This window comes from Myroides sp. C6-3, assembly GCF_050522425.1.
Classification (GTDB): Bacteria; Bacteroidota; Bacteroidia; order Flavobacteriales; family Flavobacteriaceae; genus Flavobacterium.
In genome coordinates this window covers 16,037-31,462 of sequence record NZ_JBMVQP010000003.1, presented here as the reverse complement: position 1 = coordinate 31,462, position 15,426 = coordinate 16,037, and the positions used below count along the sequence as shown (strand labels likewise).

General features: G+C 38.5%; 12 protein-coding genes. 9 read left to right on the top strand and 3 right to left on the bottom strand.

The window, feature by feature from the left end:
- Positions 1-31 precede the first annotated feature (31 nt).
- Positions 32-1,450: an MBL fold metallo-hydrolase gene (locus ACPDG9_RS02045; RefSeq protein ID WP_430526157.1), complete on the top strand. Its 1,419-nt coding sequence runs from the start codon at positions 32-34 to the stop codon at positions 1,448-1,450.
- Positions 1,451-1,560: 110 nt separating this feature from the next.
- Here the strand turns inward: ACPDG9_RS02045 and ACPDG9_RS02040 are convergent, their stop codons facing one another.
- The 3 genes from ACPDG9_RS02040 to ACPDG9_RS02030 all read right to left on the bottom strand — a co-directional run bounded on the left by ACPDG9_RS02040 (position 1,561) and on the right by ACPDG9_RS02030 (position 4,700).
- Positions 1,561-2,169: an alpha-ketoglutarate-dependent dioxygenase AlkB family protein gene (locus ACPDG9_RS02040; protein WP_430526156.1), complete on the bottom strand. Its 609-nt coding sequence runs from the start codon at positions 2,167-2,169 to the stop codon at positions 1,561-1,563.
- Between the two features lie 3 nt (positions 2,170-2,172).
- Complete coding sequence (locus tag ACPDG9_RS02035; RefSeq protein WP_430526260.1) at positions 2,173-3,030, bottom strand: methylated-DNA--[protein]-cysteine S-methyltransferase; 858 nt, start codon at positions 3,028-3,030, stop codon at positions 2,173-2,175.
- 143 nt (positions 3,031-3,173) lie between these two features.
- Positions 3,174-4,700, bottom strand: a complete 1,527-nt coding sequence (locus ACPDG9_RS02030) for a GNAT family N-acetyltransferase (protein WP_430526155.1) — start codon at positions 4,698-4,700, stop codon at positions 3,174-3,176.
- Positions 4,701-4,842: 142 nt separating this feature from the next.
- Between ACPDG9_RS02030 and ACPDG9_RS02025 the strand changes: the two genes are divergently transcribed.
- From ACPDG9_RS02025 to ACPDG9_RS01990, 8 genes are all read left to right on the top strand, one after another.
- Positions 4,843-5,166 carry a single-stranded DNA-binding protein gene (locus tag ACPDG9_RS02025; RefSeq protein ID WP_430526154.1) on the top strand — a complete coding sequence of 108 codons (324 nt, stop codon included), beginning with the start codon at positions 4,843-4,845 and terminating at the stop codon, positions 5,164-5,166.
- Between the two features lie 98 nt (positions 5,167-5,264).
- Positions 5,265-5,966 (top strand): response regulator transcription factor, encoded by a 702-nt coding sequence (locus ACPDG9_RS02020; protein ID WP_430526153.1) that lies wholly within the window; start codon positions 5,265-5,267, stop codon positions 5,964-5,966.
- The gene (locus tag ACPDG9_RS02015; protein ID WP_430526152.1) at positions 5,956-7,314 is read left to right on the top strand and encodes an ATP-binding protein; all 1,359 of its coding nucleotides are present in this window, start codon (positions 5,956-5,958) and stop codon (positions 7,312-7,314) included. Before ACPDG9_RS02020 ends, ACPDG9_RS02015 begins: the two co-directional genes overlap by 11 nt.
- A gap of 229 nt (positions 7,315-7,543) precedes the next feature.
- A complete protein-coding gene (locus ACPDG9_RS02010) occupies positions 7,544-8,239 on the top strand; it encodes an MgtC/SapB family protein (protein WP_430526151.1) in 696 nt (231 codons plus the stop codon).
- 19 nt (positions 8,240-8,258) lie between these two features.
- Positions 8,259-9,656, top strand: a complete 1,398-nt coding sequence (gene mgtE / locus ACPDG9_RS02005) for a magnesium transporter (protein WP_430526150.1) — start codon at positions 8,259-8,261, stop codon at positions 9,654-9,656.
- Positions 9,657-9,864: 208 nt separating this feature from the next.
- Positions 9,865-10,980, top strand: coding sequence for an efflux RND transporter periplasmic adaptor subunit (locus ACPDG9_RS02000; RefSeq protein ID WP_430526149.1), 1,116 nt, complete (start codon positions 9,865-9,867; stop codon positions 10,978-10,980).
- A gap of 23 nt (positions 10,981-11,003) precedes the next feature.
- Positions 11,004-14,117, top strand: a complete 3,114-nt coding sequence (locus ACPDG9_RS01995) for an efflux RND transporter permease subunit (RefSeq protein ID WP_430526148.1) — start codon at positions 11,004-11,006, stop codon at positions 14,115-14,117.
- 7 nt (positions 14,118-14,124) lie between these two features.
- Positions 14,125-15,423, top strand: a complete 1,299-nt coding sequence (locus ACPDG9_RS01990; RefSeq protein ID WP_430526147.1) for a TolC family protein — start codon at positions 14,125-14,127, stop codon at positions 15,421-15,423.
- The last annotated feature ends 3 nt before the right edge of the window (positions 15,424-15,426 follow it).

Below are 15,426 nucleotides of genomic sequence, written 5' to 3'. Positions count from 1 at the left end.
ATCTACTTTTACCTCACTAAAAAGATTGGTTATGATAATCGAACAAATTTATACCGGATGCATTGCTCATGCTGCATATTATCTATCAAGTAATGGAGAAGCGGCAGTTTTTGATCCGCTGCGCGATGTGCAACCGTATATTGATCGAGCCGCAAAAGATAAAGCGTCGATTAAGTATGTATTTGAAACCCATTTTCACGCGGATTTCGTTAGTGGACATTTGGATTTAATGCAAAAAACAGGGGCTCAGATCGTATTTGGACCTACTGCATCGCCGAATTATGATGCGATTATTGCTACAGATAACCAAGTTTTTTATGTAGGTAATATAAAAATTCAAGTATTACATACGCCTGGTCATACCATGGAAAGTAGTACGTATTTGATTTTTGATGAATCAGGGGAGCCACATGCTATTATTACGGGAGATACCTTATTTATTGGTGATGTTGGGCGACCTGATTTAGTACAATTAGTTCAATCAGAATTGACACAAGAAAAATTAGCAAGGCATTTGTATCAATCACTACGCCACAAAATTATGCCACTACCTGATCACTTAATTGTGTATCCTAACCATGGAGCAGGGAGTGCATGTGGTAAGAACATGAGTAAGGAAACAACAGATACGTTGGGGAATCAAAAAAAAACCAATTATGCTCTTCGTGTTGATATGACGGAAGATGAATTTGTAGAGGAGTTGCTTACTGGGCTGGCTACCCCTCCTCAATATTTTCCGAAAAATGTCTTGCTCAATATAGGGGGATATGAACAACTTGATCAAGTATTGGATCGTGCTTTTAAACCTTTGACGTTGGAGATGGTTGACGAGATGGTCGAAACAGGCAATGTTCTACTACTCGATACGAGATCACCCCAAGATTTTGCTGTGGGATTTATTCCCAATAGTATCAATATCGGTCTTAACGGTCCGTTTGCCGTTTGGGTAGGGGAATTGATACAAGATTTACAACAACCTCTTATTTTGATTACCGATCCAGGGAAAGAAGAAGAGAGTATGATTCGCCTTTCTCGTGTGGGATATGATCATACTGTAGGCTTTATTGAGGGGGGGATTGACACCTGGAAAAAGGCTAATCGTCCATTCAATACCATTCCTCGTTTAGAAGCTCAGCAGTTTGATACCTATGTTCAAAGTGAAAAACCAGTTCTATTAGATGTTCGAAAAGAAAATGAATATCGCTCTGCACATTTAGTAGAGTCAACCTTTATTTCCTTAAATGAATTAGCAGAAAAGTGGAATAGCCTAGATAAAGAAAAAACACAAGTCGTGTATTGTGCTGGAGGTTATCGCAGTATGATTGCAGCCTCAATCTTACGTGCAAATGGATTTTTAAAAGTAGTAGATGTAATTGGAGGCTTTCAAGGTTTAGCACCTGTTACCACTTTGGATCAAACAGCTTTTGTTTGTCCGACTTCCATGTTGTAAGAAAAGCAGGTAGTTGTTTATTGGTTTAATTATTCTCTTCAATAGAATAGTTAAGTTAGTTATTATGTTTTTAGTTTAAGGCAGCTCTCTTGGTTTAGGGAGCTGTTTTTTTAGTGGTCTATGGTGCGAAAGGTGAGGTTAATTCTTGGGTGTTGTACTAGTTTTGTGGGAGGTAATCGATGGAGCCAAAACGTTTGTGTTTCGTCTTTCATAACGAGCAAATGACCACTAGCTAAAGTGAAATCTACTTTTTCTTGGGTTGATTTGTGTTTGAATGAAAATTTTCGCGTCGCACCTAAGCTCAACGAAGCAATAGCACCGTTCTTCTTTAAGTCTTTTTCTCCATCACTGTGCCATGCCATACCTTCATTTCCATCGTGATATAGGTTGAGTAAGCAGGAGTTATACGTCTCTCCAGTTGCGTTTTCAATGCGCATTTTGAGTGCTATTAATTCAGGTGTCCAGGGTAAAGCAAATCGCGTAACCTTGGAGTAGGTATAAGGGAAGGGATGAGAACCATACCAAGCGACCTTTCTCTTTGTGCTAATTCTTTTGCCAAAAATAATAGCTTCGTCATTTTTCCATTCGATGTGTTGTAGGAGATGATCAAAGTAGAAATTAGCCTCTTCTGTGGTTAGAAGAAAACCGTAAAAGTGTACCGTTCCATTGTAGGGCAAGTAGTTGTGTTGCTCGTTGTCTGACGTGTTAAATAAGTCCATGTACTACTCTTTATTCTCTTCCTTTTTTGCGTAAACTTGAACACCTTCCCACCCAATAAGGGCTGTTTTTCGCGTCGCTCCCCACATATAGTTGCCAAAGAGACCTGTAGATTGGATTACGCGGTGACAGGGAATTAAAAAAGCCACAGGATTACTTCCAATAGCTGTACCAACTGCTCTTGAGGCTTTAGGGTTGTCAATGGCTTGTGCAAGTGCTCCATAGGTGGTTAGTTCCCCCATGGGAATAGCCAACAAGCTTTGCCATACTTTGAGTTGGAATTCTGTACCTTTTAGGTGTAGCTTAATTTGTTTTAAATCAGGGTTTTTACTTTGAAAAATCTGCAAAGCTTGAAGTTGCAGCTGGTCCGTTTGAGGAACAAATGTAGCCTGTGGAAATTTAGCTTTGAGTTCCTGTAATGCCAAGGTTTCCTCTGTGATAAATACGAGGTGACAAATACCTTTAGCTGTCGATGCAATCAAAATCGGACCAAAGAGAGTCGAGGCAAAGCTGTAGCAAATGGTGAGTTGTTGTCCGCCATTTTGATATTCTGCAGGACTCATCCCTTCTAAAGTGATAAATAGATCGTGTAGGCGACTTGTGCTGGATAACCCCGTTTCATATGTAGTATCGAATAGCGAAGCCTGTTGTTCCTTTAGCAACCACTTGGCATATTCTAAACTTGTGAATTGTAAGAATTTCTTCGGACTTGTACCTGCCCACTCTGTAAACAAACGCTGAAAATGCGCGGGGCTTAAGTTCATAGCATGGGCGACCTCGTCCAAGCGAGGTTGTTGCTTGAAGTTTGCTTGTATATACGCAATGGCTTCTGCTATACGCGTGTAGTTTATGGTTTCTTTCATCAGGGCATGGGGCATTATGATTTTTAATCAAGGAACAAATATCACGCTATTTACGCAGTTATAAAATCCGAAACGTGCTAATTTTTGAAGCAAATGATCAATGAAAAAGCCTGAGGATCACTCAGGCTTTTATTGTATTTAATCTATTTCTTTTTTTGTAAATCATAGAGATCCAAACGTCTGTCTTTCATGATGCGAACGCTACCGTGTTCGTGAAGCTCTTTGAGCAAGTCAAGGTTGACATCGACAATTAAGGTCATTTCTGTGTTTGGTGTTGCTTCTGCTTTTACTCCATTGGTAGGAAAAGCAAAGTCAGAAGGAGTAAACACAGCTGCTTGAGCGAATTGAATATCCATGTTGTTTACTTTAGGTAAGTTTCCAACACATCCTGCTATGGCTACATAACACTCGTTTTCAATAGCACGAGCAGCAGCACAGTTGCGAACACGTGTATATCCATTTTGTGTATCTGTTAAAAACGGAACAAAGAGAATTTCCATACCTTCTTCTGCTAATAGACGAGGGAGTTCAGGGAATTCCACATCGTAACAAACGATAATTCCAATTTTTCCACAATCGGTATCAAACGTCTGAATAGCAGATCCTCCTTGCATTCCCCAATAGTGTACTTCGTTTGGGGTAATATGTATCTTAGAGTACATTTCATATGTTCCATCGCGTTTACAAAGGAATCCCACGTTGTACAGTGTCCCATCAATTATATAGGGCATACTACCAGAGATGATGTTGATGTTGTATGAAATGGCAAACTCCTGAAAACGCTTGCGGATTGGCGTCGTATAACGTGCAAGTTCACGAATAGAATCTGCCTCCGACAAGTGGTTATATGCTGCCATTAAAGGCGCGGTAAACAGTTCTGGAAACATGGCAAAGTCACTTTCATAATCCGAAACGGCATTGATGAAAAATTCTGCCTGATCAAAGAACTCCTCTAGGTCGTTAAAAGGACGCATTTGCCATTGGATTAATCCCAAACGAACCACACTCTTTTTGGTGTTGATTAACTGTACATCCTTTTCGTAGTAAATGTTATTCCACTCCAATAAAACGGCATAATCTTTCGATTCTTTATCGCCATCTAAGTAGTTGCGCATCAAGCGAACCATGTGAAAATCATTCGACATTTGGAACGACATCACGGGGTCGTTAATTTCTTTTGCTCTTACTTTTTCTAAGTATTGCTTAGGGGTCAGTTCACTTGCATATTTTGCGTATTTGGGAATTCTTCCTGCAAATACAATAGATTTTAGGTTGAGTTGCTCACATAATTCTTTACGAGCATCGTATAAACGACGCCCTAAACGCAAGCCTCTGTATTTGGGATGAATGAATACGTCAATCCCATACAGAACATTGCCTTCTGGGTTGTGTGTACTAAACGAAGAATAGCCTGTAATCTGGTCATAATTGTGGGTAGACATTGCCTTTTTCTCATCGATGATGATTGAAAGTGCAGATCCAACAACAATATCATCCACCAAAACAACCAACTGTCCTTCGGGGAAAATACTCAATAGGTTTTCAATCTCACTCTTATTCCAATACGGATCTTCCATACCCGTATAAGACTCAAGCATTGAATTTTTAAGCTCCAAATAGTCATCTAGTTGAAGATTGCGAAGTTCAATCTTGTTAATTGTAGTATCCATGAATTTTTTATTGCAAATTACAAATAATACTTTTAATAAGTAAATATTCTAGGCGGTAAGTGTAGGTTGTTTCTTGCATTTGGTGCGTTTTTTGCTAAAAAAACTAATAGTTTATTTCTAATTTTTTTAAAACAAATCTATTATGAGTTCATTGCGAAATCGCGTTCAATTAATTGGGCGAGCAGGTCAAGATGCTGAAATTATTGTTTTTGGTAAGGAAAAAAAAAGGGCTACGTTCTCTATTGCAGTTAATGAATTTTATTACAACGACAAAGGAGATAAGATTGAAAATGTCCAATGGCACAATGTAGTAGTATGGGGTAAATTAGCTGACGTCGCCGAAAAATACGTGATTAAGGGCAAAGAGGTTGCCATTGAAGGTAAGCTAGTTAATCGCTCGTATGAAGACAAAGAAAATAAGAAAAGATACATTACAGAAATCGTTGTTTCAGAATTGCTTTTCTAAAACTGTATCTCCTTTTAAAAAGGAAAGTAGGGGTTGTTTTACCGTAGAAATAACCTCTCTTTTTCTAAAAAGACTTATCTTGCTCCAGATTAATTTAAATGGAGAATCTTTTGAGCCAAATATTAGTAATAGAAGACGATGTTCGCGTTGCTGAATTGCTTCAACGTAGCTTGCAAGAACAAAACTTTGCTGTGGATGTTGCCTATGATGGGTATATGGGGAGAAAACTCGCCCTACAGAGAAAATACCAATTAATCATTACAGATGTCATCCTACCTAAGATTAACGGCATTGATTTGTGTAAAGAACTCAAAATGACTGTACCCAATACACCGGTTATCATGCTCACTGCATTAGGCACAACCGATGATAAAGTAGAAGGGTTTGATGCAGGGGCAGATGATTACCTAGTTAAACCTTTTGAATTAAGAGAACTCTATGTTCGCATTCGCGCACTTCTTAAACGTTTTGAGAATGCAACTGAAATAAATAGTCATATTCTAAAATATGCCGATTTGGAAATTGATCTGAATCAGAAGAAATTTAAACGGGCAGAACAAGAAATTCACTTAACGCCTAAGGAGTTTAATTTGATGCAGTTTATGATGGAGAACCCTGAACGCGTTTTATCTCGTGCGGAAATTTCTGAGAAAGTTTGGGATACCCATTTTGATACCGGAACAAATTTTATTGATGTTTATATCAATTATCTCAGAAAAAAAATAGAACTTGATGCTACGAATAAATTGATCCACACCAAATCGGGTATGGGATTTATATTGAAGAGCAATGAGAATTAAAACGAGACTTAGCTTATTGTTTACCCTGTTGGTAGCCTCTATTTTGTTGGTGTTTGCCAGTGTTATTTATTGGTCCTCCTCTAAGAGTAGAGAAATAGAGTTTTACGAAGAGCTTGAAAAAGAAGCCATCACAAAGGCGAAGCTGGTTTTAGAGGCTCAAGTAAAACCCACGACGCTACACAAGATCTACCTCAATAATAGCGAAATTATCAACGAAGTAGAGGTGGCACTCTATGACTACGATTTTAATTTACTGTATCACGATGCAGTGGAAATCGATCGAGTGAAAGAAACAAAAGAAATGATCCACTCCATTATTGAGCGTGGGAGTATGCATTATACCCAAGAGGATTGGCAAGTGATCGGGATGAAGTATTCGTTTGGTGATCGCAATTATATTATTACGGCTACTGCCTTTGATGAATACGGCTACACCAAATTGCAAAATCTCTTTGTGACCATTGTGGTCCTAGTTGTAATCTCTCTTTTAGTGATTTATTTTGTCGGATTATTTTTCGCCGATAAAGTACTCTTGCCCATCACCAAAATGAATGATGAGGTAAATAAAATAACCGCAACAAATTTAGATTTGCGCATTAGCACAAAGAAAAATAAAGATGAGTTAGCTGCTTTGGGCGATACCTTTAACGAAATGCTCAACCGCTTAGAAAACTCTTTTGATTCTCAAAAACAATTTGTTTCCAATATCTCTCATGAGCTACGGACACCTCTAGCTGCTATTATAGCCGAACTAGAATTGGCCTTGAGCAAAGAACAAGATCAAGCATACTATGTTCAAACGCTACAAAATGCCTTGAGCGATTCTCAAAAAATTGTGCGATTATCTAATAGTTTATTGGATTTTGCTAAGGCTAGTTATGATCCAACCGAAATCGTTTTTAAACCGGTTCGCGTAGATGAAGTAATTATCGACGCCTGTCAGAAATTGCAGCGGATGAATGCCTCTTATAAATTTAATTTTGTCATTGATGAATCAATCAGCAGTGAAGAAATGATGGTGGTTAATGCAAATCCATACCTATTAGAAGTAGCTTTAGTCAACTTATTGGAAAATGCGTGTAAATTTTCCGAACACAATGCCTGTACAATTCAAGTATTATATCTCGATTATCGATTGAACATTCAAGTGATTGACAGGGGGATAGGTATTGAACAAGAAGATTTAGACTCTATTTTTACCCCCTTTTACAGAGGACAGAATCAAAACTACAAGGAGGGGAATGGCATTGGATTGCCCTTGACCAATAAAATTATTAATCTACACAAAGGTACCTTACAGGTCGTATCAAAAGTGGGTGAAGGAACTACATTTACCATCCAACTATAAATAGGAAAAAGCGTTTACGATAAGTAAGCGCTTTTTTTTTTCTAATAGAATTCTAATTTTTTTCTAAAGGCTTTCTAATAGCCTTCAGCGCCCATAACACCTACTTTTGTCCCATCAAAAAAATAGATGATGGACACAGAATCCTTTGTAACGAAAGAATGTTAATCATCCTGCTGATTGTTGCTCATAACATTTGTTTACATGAAGTAGGAGTAAAAAAAATGAAGTTATGGCAATTACAGTATTTATTTTAAGATTATTACTTGCTTTTATATTAGGGGCATTGATTGGTGCTGAACGTCAGGTTAGACAAAAAAGTGCAGGATTGCGAACCAATACATTGGTTTGTATTGGAGCAGCGGGATTTGTGTTGATGTCGTATCAAATTGGGGGAACTGCAGTAGGGCGCGTCGCTTCGTATGTTGTAAGTGGAATAGGTTTCTTAGGAGCAGGCGTGATTATGAAGGATGGATTCAGTATCCGCGGTTTGAATACAGCAGCGACAATTTGGTGTTCAGCTTCAGTTGGCTCCATGTGTGGGGTAGGATTATGGAAAGAGGCTGTTGTAATGACCGTTTTAATCGTTTGTGCTCACCTTTTACTACGTCCAATTGGCAATTTGATGAATAAAATGTCCTTTGAAACAGAAGGCGATTCCTCTGAAGTGTATTATGAAATTATTGTCGGTTGTAAAGAGAAAGTAGAAAATGATATAAGAGTTATGGTACTCAAACATCTGAAAGCGCAAAAAGAGCTGCAAATGCGTTCGTTGAAGAGTTCAGATAACGGTAACCCCGCGTTTTCTTACCTCAAGTTTGAGGTGTATTGCATCGGACGTAAAGACGATATTCTAGAACAGATTGCACAAAAAGTTTCCTTGGAATTTGGTGTATCTGAAGTTTCATGGGAGTTAACTACGTACTAATCTTTAAAAACAGCAAGTCATGAGAACAATGAAGTATGAACACAGCAGTTTTCGAAAAATCGCCGAAGATTTTAAAGGGTTAGATCAAATGATCAAAATGCTCCCTGTGCTAAAGAAAATGCCCGTTATCGATGTAAGTGAAGCAATGTCTTTGATGAATACACAAGATTTATTAGTCATCTTGAGAGAGTTTCCCTTAGAACATCAAGCTCAAATATTTGCCGCTTTTCCTTTGGTGAAACAATTGTCTATTTTTCAACAATTGAGCATGAAGCGTTTCTCTCGTTTATTTGAACAAATGCCTTCAGAAGATCGAGCAGATTTGTTTCAAATTTTAACCCAGCAGGAACAAATCGACTTATTGCCTTTTCTAACTAAACAAGTACGGGAAAATGTGTTAGCCCTCAGTTCTTATCCTGAAGATACAGCAGGTGGAATTATGAGTACGGATTTCGCAACTGTCTCTAAGACAATGACTTGTTTTGAAGCAATTCACAAAGTACGACAAGATGCGCCCTCTAAAAAGACCATCTACTATATCTATGTGGTTAATGAAGATCAAACGCTTTTGGGTTTTATCACCTTAAAAGATTTGATTATTGCCGAACCACATCAGTTAGTTGAGGAGGAGCTTCACTGCGATTTTGTCTTTGGTTATGTAGATGAAGATAGTGAAGAAGTAGCTGCAAAAATTGACAAGTACGAATTAGTCGCACTGCCGATTCTCAATCGTAAAAAACAAGTAGTCGGTATTGTAACACATGATGACGCTTTAGATATTATTCAAGCAGAGCATACTGAAGATATGCAAAAGTTTATGGGGGTTATGGGAAGTAGTGAAGATGCCGATTATGTCCAAACTACGATTTTAGCTCACTTTAAGAAACGCGTATTCTGGTTGGTGACCTTAGCGATCGTAGGGTTAATTTCAGGTCTAATCATACACAGTTTTGAAGGTGCACTTGCTCAGATGGTTATTCTTGCCTTGTATATGCCTATGGTAGCGGATTCAGGAGGAAATGCAGGAAGTCAGTCAGCAACTGTTGTTGTTCGGGCACTAGCGTTGGGACAAATTACGGTTAAGACGTGGATGAGTGTATTGTGGAAAGAAACGAGAATTGCTTTGTTATTAGCCTTGTGTTTGGGACTACTAGCCTTTGGTAAAGTAGCTTTTCTCAGCTGGGAGACGGATAGCACTGAAACTTTTTCCCTATGGACCGTCGGTGCTGTAATCGCTTTCGCGTTGTTCTTACAGGTTGTCTTTTCTACCGTAATCGGAGCTGCTTTACCGTTGCTTGTCAAAAAAATGGGGGCTGATCCCGCCGTTGTCGCTAGTCCAGCTATTCGAACAATCGTCAATATTATTGGGTTGTTAATTTACTTTGGACTAGCCGCTTATGTTTTCGATCTACACTAATACAAACAAGAAGAAAATCAATATTTCTTCACTAAACTAAATAAAATGAAAAAAGGGCGTTTTCGCTGTGATTTGACACCTTATGGATAAAGAATAGCTGTTTTATATTGTTAAATAAACGTAATATTTTATTCATATAATGAGAATTGTGAATTAAAAATTCGTAAATTAAGAAAATATTAGAAAGTAAAAATTTAAAATAAACATAATGGCAAAAAAAGTACAAATAGCAGGAGTTTTAGGCTTGAGTATCTTAATGAGTTTTTGCTCGGATAAAAAGGAACAAACCAGTGATGTTGCTCAGTATCAGGTGAACAATAAAGTCATTTCCTTATCGGCAGATTCAAATCTAAAAAGCAGAATTAAAGTCACACAAGTAGAGGAAGAAGACTTCACTTTTGATTTAGTCACTGCAGGTTTAGTAAAGGCAATACCGAACCATTATGCGGAAATTGCCTCTCCTTTTTCAGGAAGGATTATCAAATCATTCGTCAAACTAGGTCAAAAAATAGGTGTTAATCAACCGCTATTTGAAGTTTCATCACCTGATTATTTTGAGGCACAAAAAGATTATTTTGACTCTAAACAGGAGTACAAACAAACTTCGTTGAACCTCAAGCGACAAGCAGATTTATTGGCGAATGGGGTTGGAGTGCGTCAAGAGTATGAAGAAGCAGAAACAGAGCACTCAATGGCAAAAGCTGCTTTTGACAATGCAACAGCGGCGATCAAAATATACAATGTTCAACCTTCTTCTTTAATTTTAGGGCAACCGCTCATTGTGCGATCGCCTATTGAAGGTGAGGTATTGGAAAACAATATTGTATTGGGACAATACATCAACGAAGATGCAGATCCGGTGATTAAAATCGCTGCACTAAATAAAATTTGGATTGTGGGAAAAGTTAAAGAAAAAGACATTCAACACTTAACGAAGCTCAACAAAGTGCAAGTTGAATTGTCTGCTTATCCCGATGAACCTATCGTAGGAACGATTTATCATGTCAATGAAATTGTCGATGAAGAAACGAGAAGTATTGATGTTTTGATTGAAGTAGATAACAACAAGCGCATCCTAAAACCAGGAATGTACGTGAATGTGCGATTTATCGATCAACCAGAAAAAGTAATTTTAGTGCCTTCAAGAGCTGTTTTACAAGGAGAGGATGACTCTTTTGTATTTGTTGAAGTAGCTCCCAATGAGTACACGCGAAAAAATGTAACCATTGGTGGTGTTTCAGGTAATCAAACCGTGATTTTATCGGGCTTAGAGAAAGGCGATAAAATTGTAAGTGAAGGAGGGATTTACCTTCCTCAATTATAGTAATCCACTAAAAACAGCAAAAAATGAAAAAATCAATAATAGATACAGCTATACACAAAAGATGGCTTGTTGCTGCTTTGTTTGGCTTACTGTGTATCTTCGGTTACTATTCATGGAAACAACTGTCTATAGAAGCCTATCCAGATATCGCAGATACAACCTCACAGGTGGTTACACAAGTGCCTGGATTAGCAGCAGAAGAAATCGAATTACAAATTACCATTCCCATTGAACGCGCCCTAAACGGAATGCCGGGGATGCATGTGATGAGAAGCAATAGTACGTTCGGACTCTCTATGATTACGCTTGTTTTTGAAGATGGGGTAGACGACTATTTTGCTCGTCAGCGTATTCAAGAACGCCTTAATGCTGTGGAATTGCCCTATGATGCTATTCCTGAACTCGATCCTTTAACCTCTCCTATTGGAGAAGTATATCGCTACATCATTGAAGGTGATGGTTATAGCTTGAGAGAGTTAACCGATATTCAAAACTTTATTATCATCCCCAAACTAAATCAGGTCTCAGGTGTAGCAGAGGTAACGAATTTCGGAGGAATTACAACGCAATTCCAAATCGAATTAGATCCGCATAAATTAGAACAATATGATTTATCCCTTAGTGATGTAACAGAAACAATCGAAGAAAATAACGTGAATTCTGGAGGAAGTGTATTAACACGTGGGGATTTAGGGTATGTTGTTCGCGGAATTGGGCTAGTCAAAGATTTGGAAGATTTAGGAAAAATAGTTGTTAAAGCAGATAACGGAATTCCAATTTTCTTGAAAGACTTAGGTCGCTTAAAATACGGAAATGTAGAACGCAAAGGAGTGTTGGGCTATTCGGATAAAGAGCGAAATTACTCCGATAGTATTGAGGGAATTGTTCTGTTGTTAAAAGGAGAAAATCCGTCTATTGTATTGGAGAAAATTCACCACTATGTAGATGAACTAAACAATGAACTTTTACCAGAAGGGGTTAAGATTCACACCTTCTTAGATCGCACAGATTTAGTTGATACAACATTGCATACGGTTTCGACAACGTTAATCGAAGGAATTAGTTTAGTAATTATTGTATTAATTGTTTTCTTAGGTAGTTGGAGAGGTGCTTTACTGGTAGCTATTACAATTCCTATTTCTCTTTTATTTGCATTTATCTTGATGCACTTCACGGATATTCCTGCAAACTTATTGTCCTTAGGGGCGATTGATTTCGGTATTATTGTCGACGGAGCTATCGTTATGATGGAGTCTATCCTCAAGAAGCGAGAAGACAATCCGAAGGAAGAATTAAAGGAAAAATCAATTGCACAGCGTACCAAAGAGGTAGCTAAACCTGTTTTTTTCGCCACAATTATCATCATTACAGCGTATTTACCGCTTTTTGCTTTTGAGCGTGTTGAAAAGAAATTGTTTACCCCGATGGCCTTTACTGTTGGATTTGCCTTACTAGGTGCTTTGTTAGTGGCCTTGTTTTTAATTCCAGGATTGGCGTATGCGGTGTATAAAAAGCCGAGAAAAATATACCACAATAAATGGTTGGAAAAGTTAACGGCATTGTATCATAATCGCATCGAAAAGATTATGAAAAATCCGAAACAAGTGTTCTTACCTATTAGTATTGTACTAGTTGTTACCATTGGATTAACGGTAAAAGTGGGGAAAGACTTTTTACCGCCATTGGATGAAGGGTCTATTTGGTTGCAAGTAACGCTGCCACCGGGAATTTCGTTGGAGAAATCTAAAGAAATGAGTGATACGTTGCGCGCAAGAACGATGAAGTATGAAGAAGTGACGTATGTGATGGTTCAGGCAGGACGAAATGACGATGGAACGGATCCTTTTACACCTTCTCATTTTGAGTGTTCGATCGGAATTAAACCGTACAAAGAATGGCCAAGAGGAAAGACGAAAAATGATTTAATTGAAGAATTAGCGGCAGAATACGAATCACTACCAGGGTTTACCGTTGGATTTGCTCAGCCGATGATTGATGGAGTAATGGACAAAATCTCAGGAGCACACAGTGAATTAGTGGTAAAAGTATATGGGGAAGATTTTCATGAAACTAGACGCATCGCCAATGAGGTTTTAGGAACATTAAAAACAGTAGATGGAGCAGTAGATTTGGCGATCGATCAGGAACCACCACTTCCGCAATTGCAAATTCACGCCAACCGTGATAAGATTGCACAGTATGGATTGAATGTAGCGGATGTGGCAGAGTTAATTGAAGTGGCTATCGGTGGAAAGGCAATTTCTCAAATCTTTATCGGAAACAAGGTGTATGACATCAGCGCCCGTTATACAGAAGAAAGTAGAAATACACCCGAGAAAATAGCCAACCTTATGTTGACCTCAAGTACAGGTGCTAAGATTCCTCTTTCACAAGTAGCGGATGTAAAAACAAGTACAGGTGAAAGTACAATCACCCGTGAGATGAATAGACGTCACCTAACGGTAAAGCTAAATGTTCGAAACAGAGATTTAGGTTCTTTACTTAAAGAAGCTCAACAAAAGATAGAAGAAAATATTACCTACGATCACAATAAATTTCACATTGAATGGGGTGGACAGTTTGAAAACCAACATCGCGCATATAACCGTTTGGCTATTATTGTACCGTTGACCTTGTGTTTGATGTTTGTTCTATTGTACGGTGCTTTTGGTCAATTTAGACAAGCAGGTTTGTTGATGGTGGTGGTTCCCTTGGCGTTATTTGGAGGTATGTTAGCCTTGAACGTGAGAGGGATGTCTCTAAACGTGTCTTCAGCCGTAGGGTTTATTGCCCTGTTTGGAGTGGCGATTCAGAATGGGGTGATTATGATTTCCCATATCAATGACTTGCGCAAAAAAGGACATGCTTTACTAGAAGCAGTCTTGTTAGGTGCTGAACAGCGATTCAGGCCTGTATTGATGACCGCAACCGTAGCTATTTTGGGATTATTCCCTGCGTCTATGGCAACGGGTATTGGTTCGGATGTACAGCGCCCTTTAGCAACAGTTATCGTTTATGGGTTGTTATTCGCAACTATTTTAACGCTGTTTGTCCTACCTGCGTTGTACTACCTTATGGAACGCAAATGGGGGAAAGACAGCGACTTTGTAAAAGTAGAAGAAACAGAAGAAAACTAGCATTGAGATGAATAGGTTTAAAAAATATATTAGTATAAGTGTTCTCGCTATGTTTTGTGGAAGTGCAATGTATGCTCAAAATGGGCATACAGAGCAAGCCACAACAAAAAGCACACTTACCTATAAGGAGTTTCTATCCAGAATGATAGCAAACAACTTGGGCTATGCTGCGGAAAAATACAATATCAATATTGCAGAAGCAGAAGTGCAAGCAGCTAAAGCATTTCCCGATCCTGAATTGAGTATCGGTTGGGCAGATAATCAGCAAAAACGCATGCAAATGGGCTATGGTTTTGAGGCAGAATTGTCTTGGGACTTGGAACTAGGAGGCAAGCGAAAAGCAAGAAAAAACTTGGCGAATGAACAAAAGATTTTAGCTGAATTAGAACTGCAGGAATTTTTCCACACCCTGCGTGCTGAATCGACAATTGCGTTCTTGGAAGCTATGCAAAATAAGATGTTATACGACATTCAGAAAGACTCTTATGAATCTATGCTGCAAGTGGCTCAATCTGACAGCATTCGCTATTCTTTGGGACAAATCAGCAAGGTTGATGCCATTCAGAGTAAGCTTGAAGCAAAGTCGATGTTGAATGATTTACAAGATGCTGATGATACATGGGAAAATAGCTTGATGGAGATACGAAATATCATTAGTGTGAAACGAGTGGATTCTGTCTATTTACCAATGGGAGATTTCAGTCAATTTGTGCGTTTGTTTGCGTTAGAAGACTTAATTGTTACGGCACAAAATAATCGAGCAGACTATTTGGTTGCGCAACAAAATAGCGTGGTTGCAGGAAAGCAAGTGGCATTAGCACGTGCAGAACGCGTAATTGATTTAGGGCTCAACATCGGAGTGGAAAACAATTCTTTCGTTAAAAATGCAGTGGCACCTACACCTGGAAATACTGTGGTAAAAGCGGGAATTTCTGTTCCTTTAAAATTTTCCAATCGACGTGAAGCAGGATTAAAGACAGCCTTGTATGAAGAACGTCAAGCTGCCTTGGAATACGATATGGTGGAACTCGAACTGGAAAAGGAGATTACACAAGCCTATCGAAACTACTTAACCAAGCAGAAACAAATTCAGCGTTTTGAAAATGGAATGTTAGAAGAGGCGAAGCAAGTGTTTGAAGGAATCAAATACAGCTATCAACGTGGAGCAAGTAGCTTGTTGGAAGTATTGGATGCACAGCGTACGTATAATGAAACCCAACAAGCGTATGCGGAAACCTTGTTCGGCTATGCAGAGTCGTTGGTAGAGTTAGAGAAAGCAGTTGGAATTTGGGATATTGATTTTTAAGAA

What these genes read in the sequence shown, in the direction of transcription:
- mgtE (WP_430526150.1), top strand. Translation starts at nt 8,259, where the DNA reads ATGAGAACAATGAAGTATGAACACAGCAGTTTTCGAAAAATCGCCGAA.
- ACPDG9_RS02000 (WP_430526149.1), top strand. Translation starts at nt 9,865, where the DNA reads ATGGCAAAAAAAGTACAAATAGCAGGAGTTTTAGGCTTGAGTATCTTA.
- ACPDG9_RS01995 (WP_430526148.1), top strand. Translation starts at nt 11,004, where the DNA reads ATGAAAAAATCAATAATAGATACAGCTATACACAAAAGATGGCTTGTT.
- ACPDG9_RS01990 (WP_430526147.1), top strand. Translation starts at nt 14,125, where the DNA reads ATGAATAGGTTTAAAAAATATATTAGTATAAGTGTTCTCGCTATGTTT.
- ACPDG9_RS02035 (WP_430526260.1), bottom strand. Translation starts at nt 3,030, where the DNA reads ATGAAAGAAACCATAAACTACACGCGTATAGCAGAAGCCATTGCGTAT.
- ACPDG9_RS02020 (WP_430526153.1), top strand. Translation starts at nt 5,265, where the DNA reads ATGGAGAATCTTTTGAGCCAAATATTAGTAATAGAAGACGATGTTCGC.
- ACPDG9_RS02045 (WP_430526157.1), top strand. Translation starts at nt 32, where the DNA reads ATGATAATCGAACAAATTTATACCGGATGCATTGCTCATGCTGCATAT.
- ACPDG9_RS02025 (WP_430526154.1), top strand. Translation starts at nt 4,843, where the DNA reads ATGAGTTCATTGCGAAATCGCGTTCAATTAATTGGGCGAGCAGGTCAA.
- ACPDG9_RS02010 (WP_430526151.1), top strand. Translation starts at nt 7,544, where the DNA reads ATGGCAATTACAGTATTTATTTTAAGATTATTACTTGCTTTTATATTA.
- ACPDG9_RS02015 (WP_430526152.1), top strand. Translation starts at nt 5,956, where the DNA reads ATGAGAATTAAAACGAGACTTAGCTTATTGTTTACCCTGTTGGTAGCC.
- ACPDG9_RS02030 (WP_430526155.1), bottom strand. Translation starts at nt 4,700, where the DNA reads ATGGATACTACAATTAACAAGATTGAACTTCGCAATCTTCAACTAGAT.
- ACPDG9_RS02040 (WP_430526156.1), bottom strand. Translation starts at nt 2,169, where the DNA reads ATGGACTTATTTAACACGTCAGACAACGAGCAACACAACTACTTGCCC.